Origin of the sequence: Streptosporangium jomthongense (assembly GCF_042650425.1) — a bacterium.
GTDB lineage: Bacteria > Actinomycetota > Actinomycetes > Streptosporangiales > Streptosporangiaceae > Streptosporangium.
In genome coordinates, this window is the sequence record NZ_JBHSBC010000032.1 from 427,866 (window position 1) to 444,612 (window position 16,747).

Sequence of the window (16,747 nt, forward strand, 5' to 3'; positions counted from 1 at the left end):
GCTGTGTCAGCCCCTCGCAGGAGAAACCGGAGCCAGCATGCCGCGCCCCTCGCACCTCCCCCGCGTCGCGTCCTCCTCCACCGTGGAGCCGCTCTACGACGACGAGCGGCCCTCCCCGAAGGCCGCCGCCGCGCCGCCGTACGTCCAGGGCGCGCTCGCCCTCGCCCTCGACCACGAGACGGGAACGGCCGGGCCACCGGGGCCACCACCCGCGGTCCCCGAGGGGAGGCGGCTGCGGGCCCTGTGCCAGGCCGTCGCCGAGGTCCTGGCGGGCCTGAGGCCCCCCTCCAGCGTCGCCTCCCACCTCACCGGCAGGGCCGGCAACGAACTGGCGCGCAGCGGGAGGGTCATGCGGTGCGCGCGGCCCCCGCGGACCGGTGTCCCCCACGTGTCCCAGCCGCGTGACGGGGTGGTGGAGATGTGCGTCCTGGTGCACTGCGGTGACCGGTCACGGGTGCTGGCGCTGCGGCTTGAGCGCGTGGGCGCCCGCTGGCTGTGCACGGACGTCGAGACGGCCCCCTGAGAGCCCCGGAGAGCCGCCTGCCGCCCTCGCGGCCCTTCTCCAGGGAGAAAGCCCACAGGGCCCGTACGGGATCGTACGGGCCCTGTGAAGCGGATGGATCAGACCTCGGCGTTCCTGGGGTCGCCGTGGCAGCGCTTGTACTTCTTGCCGGAGCCACAGGGGCAGGGGGCGTTGCGCTCGACGTTGCCGTAGGCGTCGCGCTCGGCCTTGGTGCTGACCCTGGTGTGCTCGACGTCGCCGCTCTCGCCGGGCGCGGAGTATTCGAGCTCTGCCGGGCGCTGCGGACCACGCAGGCCCCGGGCGATGATGGAGCGGGTCTCGGCGATCGCCTCGTCCTCGTGCTCCTCCTGCTCCTCGACGATCGGGTTGGTCTGGACCTCGACCTCAAGGTTGAACAGGTAACCGACCGACTCCTCCTTGATGCCGTCGAGCATCTGGGAGAACATCTCGAAGCCCTCGCGCTGGTACTCGATCAGCGGGTCGCGCTGGGCCATCGCGCGCAGGCCGATGCCCTCCTGGAGATAGTCCATCTCGTAGAGGTGCTCACGCCACTTGCGGTCGAGGACCGACAGGATGACCCTGCGCTCCAGCTCCCGCATGGTCTCGGCGCCGAGCTCCTCCTCGCGGCGGTCGTAGGCCGCCGTCGCGTCGGCCTTGACCTTCTCGGCGAGGACTTCCGCGGTGAGCTCCTCACGGCCGCCGACCTCCTCAAGGAGGTCGTCCAGGCCGAGGGTGATCGGGTAGAGCTGGCCGAGCGCCTTCCACAGCTTGTCGAGGTCCCACTCCTCGGCGAAGCCCTCCGCGGTCGCGCCGCCGACGTACTCATCGATCACGTCGTTGACGAAGGTGCGGATCTGCTCCTGAAGGTCGGCGCCCTCAAGCACGCGGCGACGCTCGGCGTAGATCACCTTGCGCTGCCGGTTCATGACCTCGTCGTACTTCAGAACGTTCTTGCGGATCTCGAAGTTCTGCTGCTCGACCTGGTGCTGGGCGGAGGCGATGGCCTTGGAGACGATGCCCGACTCGATCGGGACGTCGTCCGGGATGTTCAGCCGCGTCATGATCATCTCGACCCTGGCCGAGTTGAACAGGCGCATGAGGTCGTCCTCAAGCGAGAGGTAGAAGCGCGACTCGCCCGGGTCGCCCTGACGGCCGGAACGACCGCGCAGCTGGTTGTCGATACGCCGCGACTCGTGGCGCTCGGTGCCCAGCACGTAGAGGCCGCCGAGCCCGGTGACCTCCTCGTGCTCGGCCTGGACGGCCTCCTTGGCCTTCTCCAGCGCCTCGCCCCAGGCCTTGTCGTACTCCTCCGGAGTCTCGACGGGGTCCAGGCCCCGGCCGCGCAGCTCCAGGTCGGCGCGGAAGTCGGGGTTGCCGCCGAGCATGATGTCGGTGCCTCGACCGGCCATGTTGGTCGCGACGGTCACGGCGTGCTTGCGGCCCGCCTCCGCGACGATCGACGCCTCACGCGCGTGGTTCTTGGCGTTGAGGACCTCGTGCTTGACGCCCTTGCGCTTGAGCTCCCTGGACAGGCGCTCGGACTTGGCGACGCTGGTGGTGCCGACGAGGACCGGCTGGCCGCGCTCGTAGCGCTCCTTGATGTCCTCGACACAGGCCAGGAACTTGGCGTCCTCGGTCTTGTAGACCACGTCGGCCTGGTCCTTGCGGATCATCGGCCGGTTCGTCGGGATCGGGACGACGCCGAGCTTGTAGGTCTGGTGGAACTCGTTGGCCTCGGTGGTCGCCGTTCCGGTCATGCCGGACAGCGTGGCGTAGAGGCGGAAGTAGTTCTGGAGCGTGATCGTGGCGAGAGTCTGGTTCTCGTCCTTGATCTTCACGCCCTCCTTGGCCTCGATGGCCTGGTGCATGCCCTCGTTGTAGCGGCGGCCGTGCAGGACTCGACCGGTGAACTCGTCGACGATCAGGACCTCGCCGTCGACGACGATGTAGTCCTTGTCCTTCTTGTAGAGCTCCTTGGCCTTCAACGCGTTGTTGAGGAAGCCGACCAGGTGGGTGTGCTCGGGCTTGTAGAGGTTGTCGATGCCGAGCCAGTCCTCGACCTTCTCCACACCGGACTCGAAGATGCCGACGGTGCGCTTCTTCTCGTCGACGGAGTAGTCGCCGGTGTTCTCCTCGCCGTCCTTGCCCTCGGTGCCCCTGCGGAGCCTGGGCACGATCTTGGCGAACTCGGAGTACCACTTGCCCGACTGCTCACCGGGACCCGAGATGATCAGCGGCGTCCTGGCCTCGTCGATGAGGATCGAGTCGACCTCGTCGACGATGGCGAAGTTGTGGCCGCGCTGGACGCACTCCTCCAGCGACCAGGCCATGTTGTCGCGCAGGTAGTCGAAGCCGAACTCGTTGTTCGTCCCGTAGGTGATGTCGCAGTTGTACTGCTTGCGGCGCTCATCCGGCGGCATGTTCGCCAGGATCACCCCGACCTCAAGACCGAGGAAGCGGTGGATGCGCCCCATCTCGTCGGCGTCACGCTTGGCCAGGTAGTCGTTGACCGTGATGACGTGGACGCCCTTGCCCGAGATGGCGTTGAGGTACGCCGGGAGCGTACAGGTCAGGGTCTTGCCCTCACCGGTGCGCATCTCGGAGATGTTGCCCATGTGCAGGTTGGCCCCGCCCATGATCTGCACGTCGAAGTGGCGCTTGCCCAGGACACGCTTGGAGGCCTCGCGAACGGTGGCGAAGGCCTCGGGCAGCAGGTCGTCGAGGGACTCGCCGTCGGCGTGACGCTGCTTGTACTCCGCGGTGAGGGCGCGCAGCTCCGCATCGCTCAGGCCGATGAAGTCGTCCTCGATGGAGTTGACCTGGTCGGCGATCCGCTTGAGCTTACGCAGAAGCTTGCCTTCGCCTGCGCGAAGAATCTTATCGAGAAAGGCTGGCACTTTAGGTAAGGCTCCTCGCAGGTCTTCCGTGGCCGGACGGCTCCGGATGAGGACGAGTCATGGTTCTCCGCTGCCATCGTAGGCGGTTCCACCACCCGACACAGCCACCTGAAAGACGCTCTTCGTGTCCGCGGAGTTCCCGGCACCCTATTCATAGAGGCTAGTGCTCACTTTAAAGGGTATGTCGCTTTGCAGAGTTGTATGACGATGAGTCAGGCCGTACGGCGCGTCGCGCCCGGGCCCCGAAGTCCCTGATGACACCGGCGTAGCATTTTCGTCGGTGTGGCGCGCTAGCCTCTGGGCCATGCTGACGTGTTCTCTCCCCGCCATCCGGCCATGACGCTCACCCTCTCCCCGGACGAGGCCCGCCGGATCATCCTGCACGCCCAGGGGTTCCTGGGGGCCGACGCCCGGCGCGCGGGCGTCGCCGCCACCCTGCGCCGCCTCGGCGCGGTCCAGCTCGACACGATCTCCGTCCTGGCCCGCTCCCACGAGCTGATCGCCTACGCCCGTCTCGGCGCCGTCGGCAGGGCGGAGATCGAGCGGGCCTACTGGGACGAGCCCGCCCGCGCCTTCGAGTACTGGTGCCACGCCGCCTGCGTCCTGCCGATCGAGGACTGGCCGCTGTACGCCTTCCGCAGGAGGCACATGCGCTCCTGGAAGCACCGCAGGGACGACATTCCCGCGACCATGGACAAGGTGCTCGACCAGGTCCGTGAGGCCGGCCCCGTCACCGTCGCCGACATCGGCGGCAGCAGGAAGGGCGGCGGCTGGTGGGACCGGTCGGACACAAAGATCGCCATCGAGTGGCTGCTCAACGTGGGCGAGGTCGTGTGCACCCGCCGTACCGGATGGCGGCGTGTCTACGAGCTGGCCGAGCGGGCGGTGCCCGCCCACCTGCTGGCCGAGGACCTCTCCGACGCCGAGTGCGTCACCCGTCTCGCCACGGTCGCGGGCCGCGCGCTGGGGGTGGCGACCCGCGCCGACCTGGTTGACTTCCTCCGGCTTCGTGCCCCGGAGGCGGCGCTGCTCGACGCCGCGCTGCTCGACGGCTCGGCGGGGCTCACGCCCGTGCGCGTCCCCGGCTGGCCCGAGCGCTCGGTGAACGCGTGGGCCGACCCCGTGGCCCTGGAGACCGAGCCGAAGGGACGCCACCGCACGGCTCCGCTCTCGCCGTTCGACTCCCTCGTCTGGGACCGCGCCCGCACCGCCAGGGTCTTCGGCTTCAACCACCGGCTTGAGGCCTACGTCCCCAAGGACAAGCGCGTCCACGGTTACTTCACCATGCCGGTGCTCTCCGGCGGCCGTCTGATCGGCAGGATCGACCCGGCCCGCCAGGGGACGACGCTGGTCGCGCGGCAGGTCGGCGTCGAGGAGGGCGTCAGCCCACGCAGGGCCGCCCAGGGGATGGCCGAGGCCCTGTGGGAGGCCGCGAGCTGGGTCGGCTGCGACGACGTGCGGGTCGACCGTGTCGATCCCCGGCTCGCCGCGCCGTTGTTCGAGGCCCTGATGCGCTGAGCGCTCGGGCCGGGGTTCCGGCCGGTTCCCGTGGGACCCGGCCGGAACCGGCCGTCAGGTGATCTCCAGCATCCGTTCTCGGACCGCGTAGACCACGGCCTCCATCCTGGAGTGGAGTTGCAACTTGTCCAGGATGTTGCGGACGTGGTTCTTCACGGTGTTCTCCGAGATGAACAACTGCTTGGCGATCTCGCGGTTGTTCATGCCCTTCGCGACCAGGCGGAGCACCTCCATCTCCCGGTCCGTCAGCCTCGGGACCGGGAGTTGGGGGGGACGCTCCGCCTCCTTGCGGCTCATGTTGGCGAACTCGGTGATCAGCTTCGCGGCCATGGCCGGATTGATCAGCGACTGCCCTTCGTGAACGCCGCGCACGGCCTCGGGGACCTCGTCGAGCTGCACGTTCTTCAGCAGGTAGCCGGTGGCACCCGCCTTGATCGCGTCGAAGAGGTCCTCCTCCTCGTCGCTCACCGTGAGCATGATGATCCGCGTGCTCGGCACCGAGGCCTTGATCTCACGGGCGGCCTCGATACCGCTCCTGCGCGGCATACGGACGTCCATGAGCATGACGTCCGGGGTGAGACGGTCGGCGAGCTCGATCGCCTCCTGCCCGTCGCTCGCCTCACCCACCACCTCGATGTCCGTCTCCGCGCTCAGCGCCATCTCCAGACTTCGGCGGATCAGCGCGTGATCGTCGACGATCAGCACGCGGATCGGGTCGCCTCGCCTGGCAGGGCGGGTCGCTTCGTCGGGTTCCGTCACGCCTCCTCCTCGGGGGGCCAGAGCCGTTGGACCGCCATGATTACACGGGTTTCAGGTCCTAGGGTTGGTCGGAGAGGATCTTCGAACGCGACCGTCAGGATTCGACGAGCCGCAGCACGCCGTAGTTGTAGCCTTGCCGGAGGTACACGACGCTCGGCTGCCCGCTCTCCTTGTCACGGAACAGGTAGAAGTCGTGTCCGACCAGCTCCATCTCCAGGAGGGCCTGGTCGACGGTCATCGGCTCGGCCTGGTGGTGCTTCTCCCGCACCACCAGCGGGCCGTCGCCGTCCATCTCGATCGGGACGATGGCCTTGTCCTCGGAGTGATCGGCGTCGTCCTCACGCCTGCGGGTCCCGTTGAGGGAACCGGTGTCCGCCCGCACGGTGTCGGCCTCGGCGGACTCCGCGAGCGCGGTGGCGGTCGCGGTCAGCTCGGCGACGGAGGGAGGGCAGTGGTTGCCGTGGTGGACCTTGCGTCGGTCGGCCAGGCGCCTGAGCCTTCCCTCAAGCTTGCCGATGGCGATGTCGAGGGCGGCGAAGCGGTCGTCTGCGGCGGCCTCGGCGCGGACGGCCGGGCCCCGCGAGTGGATGGTCAGCTCGACCCGCTCGCGCGATCCGTTGATCCGCTCGTTGGTCTCCCTGGTCACCTCCACATCAACGCTGATGAGCTTGTGGTCCAGACGCTCGATCTTGGCCAGCTTGGTTGTCACGTGGTCTCGGAATCGGTCACTCACTCCGGTGTGCCGACCCTTGACGATGATTTCCATGCACAGCCCCCCTTCGAACCTCGACGGTGGTACAGCGGCACCCGCTCGGCCGACCTGGTCTTCGTCCCCACATCCGCCTGCTGAGGGTTTCGCAGCTCTTTGCCACTACATGCCCTTCTCTTCTGGCGAGGAACATCTGGCTCCTCGGGAAGGCAGGACTTACCTCTAAGCCGCACCGTGATCGACCGACGAAAAGTCGTCTTACGTGGACCGTTTAGCCTGCGGCTGGCATCGGCTAGCCAGGCCGGCCCCCCGGAGGGAGTCGGTCCGGCGCAACCACGGACCCGAGCGGGTGCCATGGCACAGACGCTATCCGCATCGGGGCCGAATGTCAGCCTGGGAGACCGCCCGAACCTCACGTTGTGTGATCTCCAGGGAAGGTCTCCCGTCGGAGGGTCCCGCAGGATCAGGCGATATACCCATATATGGACACTTCCCATATCCATCCATCAGCGGCGAACTTCCGCCTGGGACAGGGAGATCCGACGCCGTGGTGACAGGCCCGTTCCCCTGCCCGCTCACCCTCGGTGACGATCGCGGGGTCGCTCCCACCGGCGTGTCGCGGCGACCGTCGCGGCCAGACGCGCCGTGATCCCGGCCGCGCCCAGCGCCCTGGCGGCCTCCGCCAGGGTCGCTCCGGTGGTGACGATGTCGTCGACCAGCACAACCGCCCCTGGGCCACCCCAGAATCCCGGCACAGGGCCGTTCCGGCCGGCCGCAACCCTGAATGCCCCGGAGAGGTTCGCGGCCCTCTGCGACGAACTCAGCCCCGCCTGGTCGGCGACACGGCGGCGTTGCAGGAGCAGTCTCTCCACCGTCGCGGGCCACCCCGCCGAGCGGAGGTAGGCCGCCGCCAGCGTGGCGAGCCGGTTCACCGGATCGTGCCCGCGCCGCCTGCCCGCCGAGCGCGCGCTGGGCACCGGGACGAGGACGACGGGCCGCCCGCCCGCCCCCGCGGCGACCGCCAGCGCCAGTGCGCCCGCGAGCGGGGCGGCCAGCGCCGTACGGCCGTGCTCCTTGTAGGCGAGCAGGGCGCGCCGGACGGCCCCGGAGTAGTCGGCGGCCGACCAGCACTCGGGCAGGCCGGGCGGAGACGGGTCGGGTGTCCTGCGCTCGGGCTCGCCGTGCAGCAGCGCGGCGCAGCGGGGACACACGAGGGCGTCCGCCGCGCCGCATCCGGCACAGCGCGCGGGCAGGACCAGGTCGAGCAGAGCGGTCGGCACGGAACCAACCGTGCCAGGCACCACCGACAAACCACCGACAAACCACCGACGAGCCGCGCCTCAGTCCAGGGGGTAGGCGGGGAAGGCCGGTCCCTGCTCGGCGAAGTCCGTCCTGCCGTTCTCGTTCTTGACCCGGGGCTCCCACTTGGAGGAGGTCCAGTAGAGGATCTGCCGCTTGCCGTCGTCGTCAACCGCTCCGGCCAGCAGGGAGCCGTCCAGGGCGGTGATGTTCTGGATGCCCGTGTTGGAGGGCAGCGACTTCGACTCTCCGGTGAGCGAGACCTCAAGCAGGTCGGACTTGTCGGTCAGGACGTAGAGGGTCTTGCCGTCCTTCCAGGCGATGTCCCTGATCTTCTGCTTGTCCTCGACCGGCACCACGACCTGCAGGTTCGTGATGCGGGTCGCGCCGCCCCTGCCGATCACCGTGCCGACCTTGACCTGCTCGCCGGTGCCGTCCCGCACGACGACCGCGACGTGCACGCCGTCCCGCGCGACCTTGAGCAGGCTGACGTGGACGGTGTCCAGGTCGGGGGCCGAGACCGCGTACCGCTGCCCGTCGCGGATGCGGATGACCCGGGAGGTGTGGTCGTCGGGGCGCTCGACCGTCCACAGCGTCTGGTAGCGGTCCCAGCACGGCGGGGCCAGCGAGCGCCCCGTCGCCCACTGCCGCCACTCGCCACCGGTGGCCAGCGGCGCGACCGACAGCGCCGTGCCGTTGTGGGAGAGGGCCGCCACCTGGGCGTGGGCACTGATCGCCATGTCGGTTCTCGTGCCGTCCTTCTCCCCCGCCTTGCCCAGCACGGGCTGACCGGTGTTGTCCTTGCCCAGCAGCCACAGCGCGTCGTCGGCCACGTAGTAGGGGTAGATCTCGCCGGGCGCCATCCAGGGGTCGAACCTCGTCTGCTCCTGGGCGTCGACGGTGAGCGGGTTGTCGGTGTAGTACGGCTCGCCCCTGACCCTGACCTCGAAGCCCCAGCCGCCCTTGGTCAGCGCGGCGAGCGTCCCGGCGAGTTGGGCCGTCATCGGCCCGACGAGGTCGGGGGCGACCCGGTTGGTCAGGTCGACCACGACTCGGTTGTCCTCGGTGGTGACGTCGATGAGCCTGGTGCCGTCGAACGCCGAGCGCACCGCGCCCTTGAGTGAACTGCTCGGTCCCTGCAGCAGCCGTTCCACGGTCGTCTTCGCGAAGTTGGAGGCGGGGTCGATCGGCACCCTGACCTGGTCGATCACCAGGCCTTTCTCCTCGGCGTCGAGGAAGTAGAGGTCGACCTTGAGGTAGGCGCGCTCGGCGTCGGCCTCCGACAGCAACAACCCCGGGGGCGCGCTGTCGATCCGCCAGCCGCCGGCCCCCTTGACCAGGACGAAGGGCTCGTTCAGCGGTCCGCCGCTCGGCCGGTAGCGGCCGTCCTGGTCGATGAGCGCCGTGACGGTCCCCTTGAGGGTCACCCGGGTGTCCTTCTCCCCCTCCCCGACCTGCACGACCGGGGGCTCGCCCTGCCGGTAGACCGTGACCCCGCTCTGCGGGTTCCAGGTCCTGGCGAAGGAGTCGGTGAGGTACTTGCGCGCCACCTCACGCCCGGGGTCGTCCACGCTCGCCATGGCGGCCTTGAACCCGTTGACGACGTCGGCCGCCGACCAGTCGGCGCTCGGCGCCACCGCGATCACCCGCGCGTACGGGTCGCCGAGCGGGTTGCCCTTGTGGCCGTTCTCCCCCACGGTCGAGTGCATCCCGACGGGGATGACCGAGCAGGAGGCCAGCCCGCAGGCCAGCGTGGCCACCAGGGCCGTCACCCCCGCGCGGGCCCTGAGAGTCCTAGTCGGCATCGCGTCCCCCGTCGGCCACCGCCGGAGAGAGCACCGGCGTCATCTGTCCCCGCCACGTGCGCCGCATCTCCACCTCCGGCGGCACCAGCGGCAGCGGTGAGCCCCGCAGCGGCGCCCCGGCGACCCTGGGCAGCGAGAGCCTGAACTGCGAGCCCTCCCCCGGTACTCCCCACGCCTGCAGCCAGCCGCCGTGCAGCATGGCGTCCTCGCGGGAGATCGCCAGGCCGAGGCCGGTGCCGCCGATGGTCCGCGCCCGGGAGGGGTCGGCCCGCCAGAACCGGTCGAAGACCATGTTCTCCTCCCCCGGTTTCAGGCCGACCCCGTGGTCCCGTACGGCCACCGCGACCGCGTCACGGTCGGCCCCGACGGAGACGACGATGTCGCGGCCCTCGCCGTGCTCGATCGCGTTGAACAGCAGGTTGCGCAGGATGCGCTCGACCCGGCGGCTGTCCATCTCGGCCATGCAGGGGTCACCGGGCAGCCGCAGGTCGAAGCGGGTCGAGTGGCGTTCGGCCAGCGCCTCGGAGTCGGCGACCGCGCGCAGCACCACGTCCCTGATGTCCACCGGCTCGATGTCCAGCTCGGCGGCGCCCGCGTCGTAGCGGCTGATCTCCAGCAGGTCGGCGAGCATCGACTCGAACCGGTTCAGCTGGTTCTGCATCAGCTCGGCCGAGCGCGCGGCCATCGGGTCGAAGTCCTCGCGGGCGTCGTAGAGCAGGTCGGCGGCCATCCGCACGGTGGTCAGCGGGGTGCGCAGCTCGTGCGAGACGTCGGAGACGAACTGCCGCTGGACGTGGGAGAGCTCCTCCAGCTGGTGGATCTTCAGCGCCAGGGTGGTGGCCATCTCGTTGAAGGAGGCGGCCAGGCGGGCCAGGTCGTCCTCCCCCCTGACCTTCAGGCGCTCGTCGAGGTGCCCGTTCGCCAGCCGTTCGGCCGCCTGGCGGGCCAGCCGTACGGGGGTGACGACCTGGCGGGTCACCAGTGAGGCGATGGCCGCGAGCAGCAGGACCAGGGCGACGCCGACCAGGATGAGCATCTGCCTGACCGAGGTGAGGTTCTTCTCCTCCTCCTCAAGCGGGATCAGGTGGTAGATCTCGTAGCCGTCGTCCAGGCCGGTGCCGTAGGTGTCGAGCCGGGTGCCGATCACCAGACCGCGCACCGGCTCGGGCCTGCCCATGTAGCGCAGGTTCCAGTACTGGGTGCTGTCCTCGTCCGCGGGCTTCCTGAGCACCTCCTCGCGCAGCTTGGGAGGGATGCTCGCCGGGTCGATGTTCGTGGTGCCGTAGAACTCGCCCGGCCGGTTCTCGTTGCGGACGATCACCGAATATCTCACCGCGGGTCCCGCCCGCGCCGCCAGCGCCGCCAGCGCCCGGCCGAGCGGGCTGTCCTCGCCCTGCTGCGCCCCCTGGCCGGGGTCGGTCGACTGCTTCGAGGCGTCGCCGTCCTGCTGGTTCAGGTAGACGAGCACCGCCTTGCGGTCGGCCTGCGCCTCGCTGCGCGCCGCACGGTCCCTGGCCCCCAGGATGGTCGCGCTGATCGACTGCATGAGGAAGACGCCGAGCACGGCGACGACCACGATGGAGATGACCATCGTGCTGGTGACCACGTGCAGTTGCAGGGAGCGCCGCCAGACCCTGCGCACGCCGCCCACCGCGCGCCGTGCCCTGCGCCGTCCCCCCCTGACGATCTGCGGGAGGGTACGGCGGCGCCTCTTCTGGGTGGGCATCTCGGGAGTCCCGGGGAGGCCGCAGGCCTAGGCCGGACCGGCCTTGTAGCCGACGCCGCGCACGGTCACCACGATCTCGGGGTGCTCGGGATCCTTCTCGATCTTGGCGCGGAGCCGCTGGACGTGCACGTTGACCAGGCGGGTGTCGGCCGCGTGACGGTAGCCCCAGACCTGTTCGAGCAGCACCTCCCTGGTGAAGACCTGGCGCGGCTTGCGGGCCAGGGCGACCAGCAGGTCGAACTCAAGCGGGGTGAGGTTGATGGTCTCCTCTTCGCGCTTGACCGAGTGACCGGCGACGTCGATGGTGATGTCGCCGATCTGCAGGATCTCCGGCGTCGGCTCGTCCGTGCGGCGCAGCCGCGCGCGGACCCTGGCGACCAGTTCCTTGGGCTTGAACGGCTTGACGATGTAGTCGTCGGCGCCGGACTCCAGGCCGAGGACGACGTCGATGGTGTCGCTCTTGGCCGTCAGCATGACGATCGGCACGCCGGACTCGGCGCGGATGCGCCGGCACACGTCGATGCCGTCGGCCCCGGGAAGCATCAGATCCAGCAGCACCAGATCCGGGCGGGTGTCACGGAACGCGTCCAGCGCCTTGTCCCCATCGGAGACGAAGGAAGGCTCGAAGCCCTCCCCGCGTAGCACGATGCCGAGCATCTCGGCGAGAGCGGCGTCGTCGTCGACGACCAGCACGCGTCCTTTCATGGCCCCTCATTCGTTTTACGCAGTTTGGGAGTTTTTGGGGTAAACGGCACGGCTGTCGAAGATTACCCTCGCCGGACCACCGGATGACACAGTCTGACCACCAGACATCCGAATGCCGAATTTTAGGCGCACACGACGTAAAGCGCGTAGTAGCACCCCCACGCGGCGTAAGCCCCCCACGTGGCCACCTCCGGCCACGGCGCCCTCGGGCACCGGATCGGCGACGGTCACGGTCCCAGTCTGAGGTAAACGACACCGTCTCGGCCATCCCTGGGACGGACCCGGCCACCCCGGGCGGTGAAACCTCGCCGTGATCTCCCGAGCAGCCCAAGCAGTGGGGCCACATGTCAGGATTGGGATATGTCAGACGGACACGGCTCCACTCCCGACACCCCACCCGGCTGGGCGTCCAACCAGCCCCCGCCGTACGGCGACGCCCAGGGAACGCCGTGGGCCGCGCCCGGATCGGGGCCCGGCGGACCGTCGCCGTCCCAGCCCCCGCCACAGTACGGGCAGCAGCACGGGCAGCAGCAGCCGCCCTCCTCCCCGCCTCCGCCGTACCAGCAGCACCCCGGGCATCACCCCGGGCAGCAGCCGTACCAGGGGCAGCCGTACCCGCCGGGACAGCCGCATCCGGGGCAGGGCTACCCCCCGCCTCCGTACGGCTACCAGCAGCCGCCCCCGGCGTTGCGGCCCGGGATCATCCCGCTGCGCCCCCTCGGCGTGGGCGACGTCATCGACGGCGCGATCAAGCTGATCCGCTCCAACCCCAAGGCCGTGCTCGGCCTGTCCGCGATCGCCGCCGCGCTCGGCGCCATCCCGGTCGCGATCGGCCAGGCCCTGACCTTCGGCAGGATCGGCGACGCCTTCAGGAACAACGACCCCACGGCGCTGGAGACCACGGGGCAGACCGACTTCCTCGCCGACTACGGCGGCTCCCTCATCTCCTACGCCGTGCAGTTCGTCGCGGTGACCCTGCTCAGCGGCGTGCTGACCCGCATCCTCGGCCGCGCCGTCTTCGGCGGGAAGATCACCACCGGTGAGGCGTGGCGGCTGACCAGGGGACGGGTGCCCACCCTGTTCGGGCTGGTCGCCATCGAGGCGGGCATCCTGCTGCTGCCGCTGGCCGCGGTCGTGGGACTGCTGTACGCGGCCGCCGTCTCCGGCATCGACCTCGGGGCGTTCGTACTGGTCATGGTGCTGGTGATGATCCTCTACATGGTCTACGCCGCCTTCATCACCACCCGGCTCGTGCTCGCGGCACCCGCCGCGGTGCTGGAGAAGACGGGCGTCATGGCCTCGCTGAGCAGGTCGTGGCGGCTGACCCAGGGCAGTTTCTGGCGGCTGTTCGGCATCCTGCTGCTCACGAGCATCCTCGCGGGCCTGGTCGGCCTGGTGATCTCCGTCCCGTTCTCCTTCGCCGCGGCCTTCGTCGGCATTCTCGTCTCGGGCGGGACGGGCGTGCAGATCCTCCTCGCGATCCTCCTCGCGATCGGCGGGACCGTCGGAGCGATGATCACCTACCCGTTCCAGGCCGGGGTGTACGGCCTGCTCTACGCCGACCGCAGGATGCGCGCAGAGGCCTTCGACCTGGTGCTGCAGACCGCGGCCATCGAGCAGCAGCGCCAGGGGTGGGTGCACGCCTCCGCCGACGACCTGTGGAGTTCCTCCGCCACCCCCGGGCAGCCGGGCCAGGGAGCCCCGTGGCCGGGCCGCTGACGGCGTCGGCGCTCACGGTCCCCGTCGACACCGATCGCGGGCGGGCGGCGGGTGAGGCGATCCGTGAGCTGCTCAAGGCCGAGTACGCCAAGGAGAACGTCGTCGACCGCGTCATGCGGGTCGTCAACCAGTTCCTCGGCGACCTGCTCGACCAGGAGGCGGCGGGCACCGTGGGCAGCGTGATCGCGTGGATCGTCCTGGGCGTGATCGTCCTGGCCGCGCTCACCGCGGTCTTCCTGGTCGCCCGCAGGACGGCCGGGCGCGGTTCCACCAGGCGGGAGGGCGTCTTCGGCGACGGCCGCCGCAGCGCGGCCGAGCACCGGCAGGCGGCCGAGCACCTGGCCGCGCGGGAGCAGTGGGCCGAGGCGATCCGCGAACGGCTCAGGGCCGTGGCCAGGGACCTGGAGGACCGCGTCGTCATCGACTCGATGCCCGGCCGTACCGCCGACGAGCTGGCCGTCGAGGCGGGGCGCGCGCTGCCCGGCCTGGCCGCCGACCTGGCCGCCGCCGCGCGGATCTTCGACGACGTGACCTACGGCGAGGTGCCGGGGACCGCCGCCGCCTACGAGGTCATGCGCGACCTCGACGAGCGCCTGCGCGCCGCCCGGCCCGTGTTCGCCCGGGAAACCTCCCCGGAAACCTCCAAGGTGGCCGTCCCGTGAGCTCCCAGACGGGCCTGGCCCCCGTGAACGCCCTCGGGCCGACGCCGACCTCGCCGACCGCGCGGAGCCTGTGGCGCGGCGGCAGGGGCGCCCTGTCGATCGCCCTCCTGGTCGTGCTGGTGGCCGTCGGCGGGGTGCTGCTCGGCGGCGGCCAGGGCGAGGGCAAGCCGCTCGACCCGGAGAGCACCTCGCTGTCCGGGGCGAGGGGCCTGGCGCAGCTGCTGCGGGCCGAGGGTGTCCGGGTCGTCAGGGTCACCTCCGTGACCGAGGCCGTCGAGGCCGCCGGGACCCCGAAGGCCCCCGGCGGCAGCATGCTGCTGCTCGGCGACACCTCCTTCCTCACCGAGGAGGAGGCCGACCAGCTGGCCTCGACGCCCGCGGACCGGCTGGTGGTCGGCGCCCAGCCGTACCTCGGCCGGCTGGCACCCGGTGTGAGCCCCGGCCCGGAGACACGGGCGCGCTCGCGCGAGCCGCGCTGCGCGCTGCCCGCCGCGGTCAGGGCGGGCAGCGTCTACCTGGGCGGGACGACCTTCACCGCCCCCTCGTGGGCGACCGGCTGCTACCCGGCGGACGGCTCCCCCTCCCTGGTCAGATACGAGGAGGCGGGCCGTACGATCACGGTCGTCGGCGACGGCCAGTTCATGAGCAACCTGCGCCTGGCCGAGGACGGCAACGCCGCGCTGGCGATGAACCTGGCCGGGACGCGGCCCACGCTGGTCTGGCTCGTCGCCCCGGAGACGCCGCCCACCGTGAGCGCCACGCCGCCGACCCTGTACGACCTCATCCCGTCCGCGGTTGTCTGGGCCGTCGTGCAGCTGGCCGTCGTGGTCCTCCTGCTCGCGCTCTGGCAGGGCCGCAGGCTCGGTCCCGTGGTGACCGAACGGCTTCCGGTCGTGGTCAGGGCGGCGGAGACCGTCGAGGGACGGGCCAGGCTCTACCGGGCGAGGCGGGCCCGTGACCGGGCCGTCTCCGCCCTCAGGACGGGCTTCGTCGACCGCGTGACCCCCAGGCTCGGACTGCCCGTGGGGGCGGGCCCCGAAGCCGTGGTCGGCGCGATCGCAGAAAGGACCGGTCAGCCCGCCGCCTATGTGGGCTCCGCCCTGTACGGCAGGGCGCCGGCGGACGAGGCCGGGCTGATAGCCGTGGCCGCATACCTTGACATGTTGGAAAGGCAGGTCAGAGAGTCGTGAGCGAGCGCAGCGAGCCGGGCGCCGGATACCCCGATCCCGGGACCGGCGGCGACCCCGCGGGCACGCCGCCGGACAACGGCGGTCAGGGCGGCACGCCGTCCCCGGGGCCCCAGACGCCCTTCCCCGGCGGCCAGGGCGGCTTCGCGGCGCCTCCCGCCCCGCCTCCCGGGCCGCCCGCCTCCTTCCCCGCCGGGCCCGCTGTGCCCCCAGGGCCCCCGATGCCCCCTGTGCCCCCTGTGCCCCCAGGGGCCCCTGTGCCTCCCGTCGCGGGGACCGACAGGGCGCGTGAGGCGCGTGAGGCCCTCAGCGCGCTGCGCGCCGAGGTCGCCAAGGCCGTGGTCGGGCAGGACGCGGTGGTGACCGGGCTGGTCATCGCCCTGCTCTGCCGGGGGCACGTGCTGCTCGAAGGCGTGCCGGGCGTCGCCAAGACCCTGCTCGTCAAGACGCTGTCCGCCGCGCTCTCCCTGGACTTCAAGCGGGTGCAGTTCACCCCGGACCTGATGCCCGGCGACGTCACCGGCTCCCTGATCTACGACGCGAAGACCTCGGAGTTCGAGTTCAGGCAGGGCCCGGTCTTCACCAACCTGCTGCTCGCCGACGAGATCAACCGCACGCCTCCGAAGACGCAGGCGGCCCTCCTGGAGGCGATGGAGGAGCGCCAGGTCAGCGTCGAGGGCAGGGCGCGCGCGCTGCCCGAGCCGTTCATCGTGGCCGCGACCCAGAACCCGGTCGAGTACGAGGGCACCTACCAGCTCCCCGAGGCGCAGCTCGACCGGTTCCTGCTCAAGCTGACCGTGCCGCTGCCCGCCCGCGACCAGGAGATCGCGGTGCTGGAACGGCACGCGCTCGGCTTCGACCCGCGCGACCTGTCCCACATCAGGGCGGTCGCCACCGTCGAGGACCTGGACGCGGGACGCGCGGCCGTCAGCCAGGTGCACGCCGGGCCCGAGGTGCTCGGCTACGTCGTGGACATCGCCAGGGCCACCCGCCAGTCGCCGTCCCTGCAACTCGGCGTCTCACCGCGTGGCGGCACCGCGCTGCTCGCCGGCGCCCGCGCCTGGGCGTGGCTCTCCGGCCGTTCCTACGTGACCCCTGACGACGTCAAGGCCCTGGCCAGGCCCGCGCTGCGGCACAGGATCCAGCTGCGTCCCGAGGCCGAGCTTGAGGGCGCGACCGCGGACGGCCTGATCGACGCCATCCTCGCCTCCGTCCCCGTCCCCCGCTGAGCGTGGCAC

At 70.7% G+C, this 16,747-nt stretch carries 13 protein-coding genes; 6 read left to right on the plus strand and 7 right to left on the minus strand.

The genetic code is table 11. The annotated features are described in order from the left end of the window. Positions 1 to 37: 37 nt before the first annotated feature. The gene (locus ACFOYY_RS27490) at positions 38 to 523 is read left to right on the plus strand and encodes an Rv3235 family protein (protein ID WP_352009844.1); all 486 of its coding nucleotides are present in this window, start codon (positions 38 to 40) and stop codon (positions 521 to 523) included. Between the two features lie 98 nt (positions 524 to 621). Here ACFOYY_RS27490 and secA read toward each other — a convergent pair whose 3' ends face one another. Next, complete coding sequence (secA, locus tag ACFOYY_RS27495) at positions 622 to 3,420, minus strand: preprotein translocase subunit SecA (RefSeq protein WP_352009845.1); 2,799 nt, start codon at positions 3,418 to 3,420, stop codon at positions 622 to 624. A gap of 336 nt (positions 3,421 to 3,756) precedes the next feature. On the opposite strand from secA, the gene ACFOYY_RS27500 reads away from it, so the two are divergent. Next, complete coding sequence (locus ACFOYY_RS27500; RefSeq protein WP_352009846.1) at positions 3,757 to 4,938, plus strand: winged helix-turn-helix domain-containing protein; 1,182 nt, start codon at positions 3,757 to 3,759, stop codon at positions 4,936 to 4,938. Between the two features lie 54 nt (positions 4,939 to 4,992). Here the strand turns inward: ACFOYY_RS27500 and ACFOYY_RS27505 are convergent, their stop codons facing one another. The 6 genes from ACFOYY_RS27505 to mtrA form a co-directional block, all read right to left on the minus strand. Continuing rightward, positions 4,993 to 5,697, minus strand: coding sequence for a response regulator (locus ACFOYY_RS27505; RefSeq protein WP_184713016.1), 705 nt, complete (start codon positions 5,695 to 5,697; stop codon positions 4,993 to 4,995). A gap of 94 nt (positions 5,698 to 5,791) precedes the next feature. After that, entirely contained in the window at positions 5,792 to 6,463 is a 672-nt protein-coding gene (gene hpf / locus ACFOYY_RS27510) for a ribosome hibernation-promoting factor, HPF/YfiA family (RefSeq protein ID WP_352009847.1), read from the minus strand. Positions 6,464 to 6,981: 518 nt separating this feature from the next. Next, positions 6,982 to 7,686 carry a ComF family protein gene (locus ACFOYY_RS27515; protein WP_362772407.1) on the minus strand — a complete coding sequence of 235 codons (705 nt, stop codon included), beginning with the start codon at positions 7,684 to 7,686 and terminating at the stop codon, positions 6,982 to 6,984. A 60-nt stretch (positions 7,687 to 7,746) separates the two neighbouring features. Beyond that, positions 7,747 to 9,510 (minus strand): LpqB family beta-propeller domain-containing protein, encoded by a 1,764-nt coding sequence (locus ACFOYY_RS27520; RefSeq protein WP_386193337.1) that lies wholly within the window; start codon positions 9,508 to 9,510, stop codon positions 7,747 to 7,749. Further along, a complete protein-coding gene (mtrB, locus tag ACFOYY_RS27525; protein WP_352009850.1) occupies positions 9,500 to 11,236 on the minus strand; it encodes an MtrAB system histidine kinase MtrB in 1,737 nt (578 codons plus the stop codon). The genes ACFOYY_RS27520 and mtrB overlap by 11 nt, the downstream gene beginning before the upstream one ends. 27 nt (positions 11,237 to 11,263) lie before the next feature. Beyond that, on the minus strand, positions 11,264 to 11,941 hold the full coding sequence (gene mtrA, locus ACFOYY_RS27530; protein WP_030907316.1) for an MtrAB system response regulator MtrA: 678 nt from the start codon (positions 11,939 to 11,941) through the stop codon (positions 11,264 to 11,266). Positions 11,942 to 12,301: 360 nt separating this feature from the next. On the opposite strand from mtrA, the gene ACFOYY_RS27535 reads away from it, so the two are divergent. From ACFOYY_RS27535 to ACFOYY_RS27550, 4 genes are all read left to right on the plus strand, one after another. After that, complete coding sequence (locus tag ACFOYY_RS27535; protein ID WP_386193342.1) at positions 12,302 to 13,660, plus strand: glycerophosphoryl diester phosphodiesterase membrane domain-containing protein; 1,359 nt, start codon at positions 12,302 to 12,304, stop codon at positions 13,658 to 13,660. Continuing rightward, positions 13,645 to 14,322 (plus strand): DUF4129 domain-containing protein, encoded by a 678-nt coding sequence (locus tag ACFOYY_RS27540; protein WP_386193345.1) that lies wholly within the window; start codon positions 13,645 to 13,647, stop codon positions 14,320 to 14,322. The genes ACFOYY_RS27535 and ACFOYY_RS27540 overlap by 16 nt, the downstream gene beginning before the upstream one ends. Next, complete coding sequence (locus tag ACFOYY_RS27545) at positions 14,319 to 15,512, plus strand: DUF4350 domain-containing protein (RefSeq protein ID WP_386193348.1); 1,194 nt, start codon at positions 14,319 to 14,321, stop codon at positions 15,510 to 15,512. The genes ACFOYY_RS27540 and ACFOYY_RS27545 overlap by 4 nt, the downstream gene beginning before the upstream one ends. 218 nt (positions 15,513 to 15,730) lie before the next feature. Beyond that, entirely contained in the window at positions 15,731 to 16,738 is a 1,008-nt protein-coding gene (locus ACFOYY_RS27550) for an AAA family ATPase (RefSeq protein ID WP_386194077.1), read from the plus strand. The last annotated feature ends 9 nt before the right edge of the window (positions 16,739 to 16,747 follow it).

Coding starts and splice junctions, on each gene's coding strand:
- ACFOYY_RS27490 (WP_352009844.1), top strand. CDS start 38: ATGCCGCGCCCCTCGCACCTCCCCCGCGTCGCGTCCTCCTCCACCGTG.
- ACFOYY_RS27500 (WP_352009846.1), top strand. CDS start 3,757: ATGACGCTCACCCTCTCCCCGGACGAGGCCCGCCGGATCATCCTGCAC.
- hpf (WP_352009847.1), bottom strand. CDS start 6,463: ATGGAAATCATCGTCAAGGGTCGGCACACCGGAGTGAGTGACCGATTC.
- ACFOYY_RS27520 (WP_386193337.1), bottom strand. CDS start 9,510: ATGCCGACTAGGACTCTCAGGGCCCGCGCGGGGGTGACGGCCCTGGTG.
- mtrB (WP_352009850.1), bottom strand. CDS start 11,236: ATGCCCACCCAGAAGAGGCGCCGCCGTACCCTCCCGCAGATCGTCAGG.
- mtrA (WP_030907316.1), bottom strand. CDS start 11,941: ATGAAAGGACGCGTGCTGGTCGTCGACGACGACGCCGCTCTCGCCGAG.
- ACFOYY_RS27535 (WP_386193342.1), top strand. CDS start 12,302: ATGTCAGACGGACACGGCTCCACTCCCGACACCCCACCCGGCTGGGCG.
- ACFOYY_RS27550 (WP_386194077.1), top strand. CDS start 15,731: ATGCCCCCTGTGCCCCCTGTGCCCCCAGGGGCCCCTGTGCCTCCCGTC.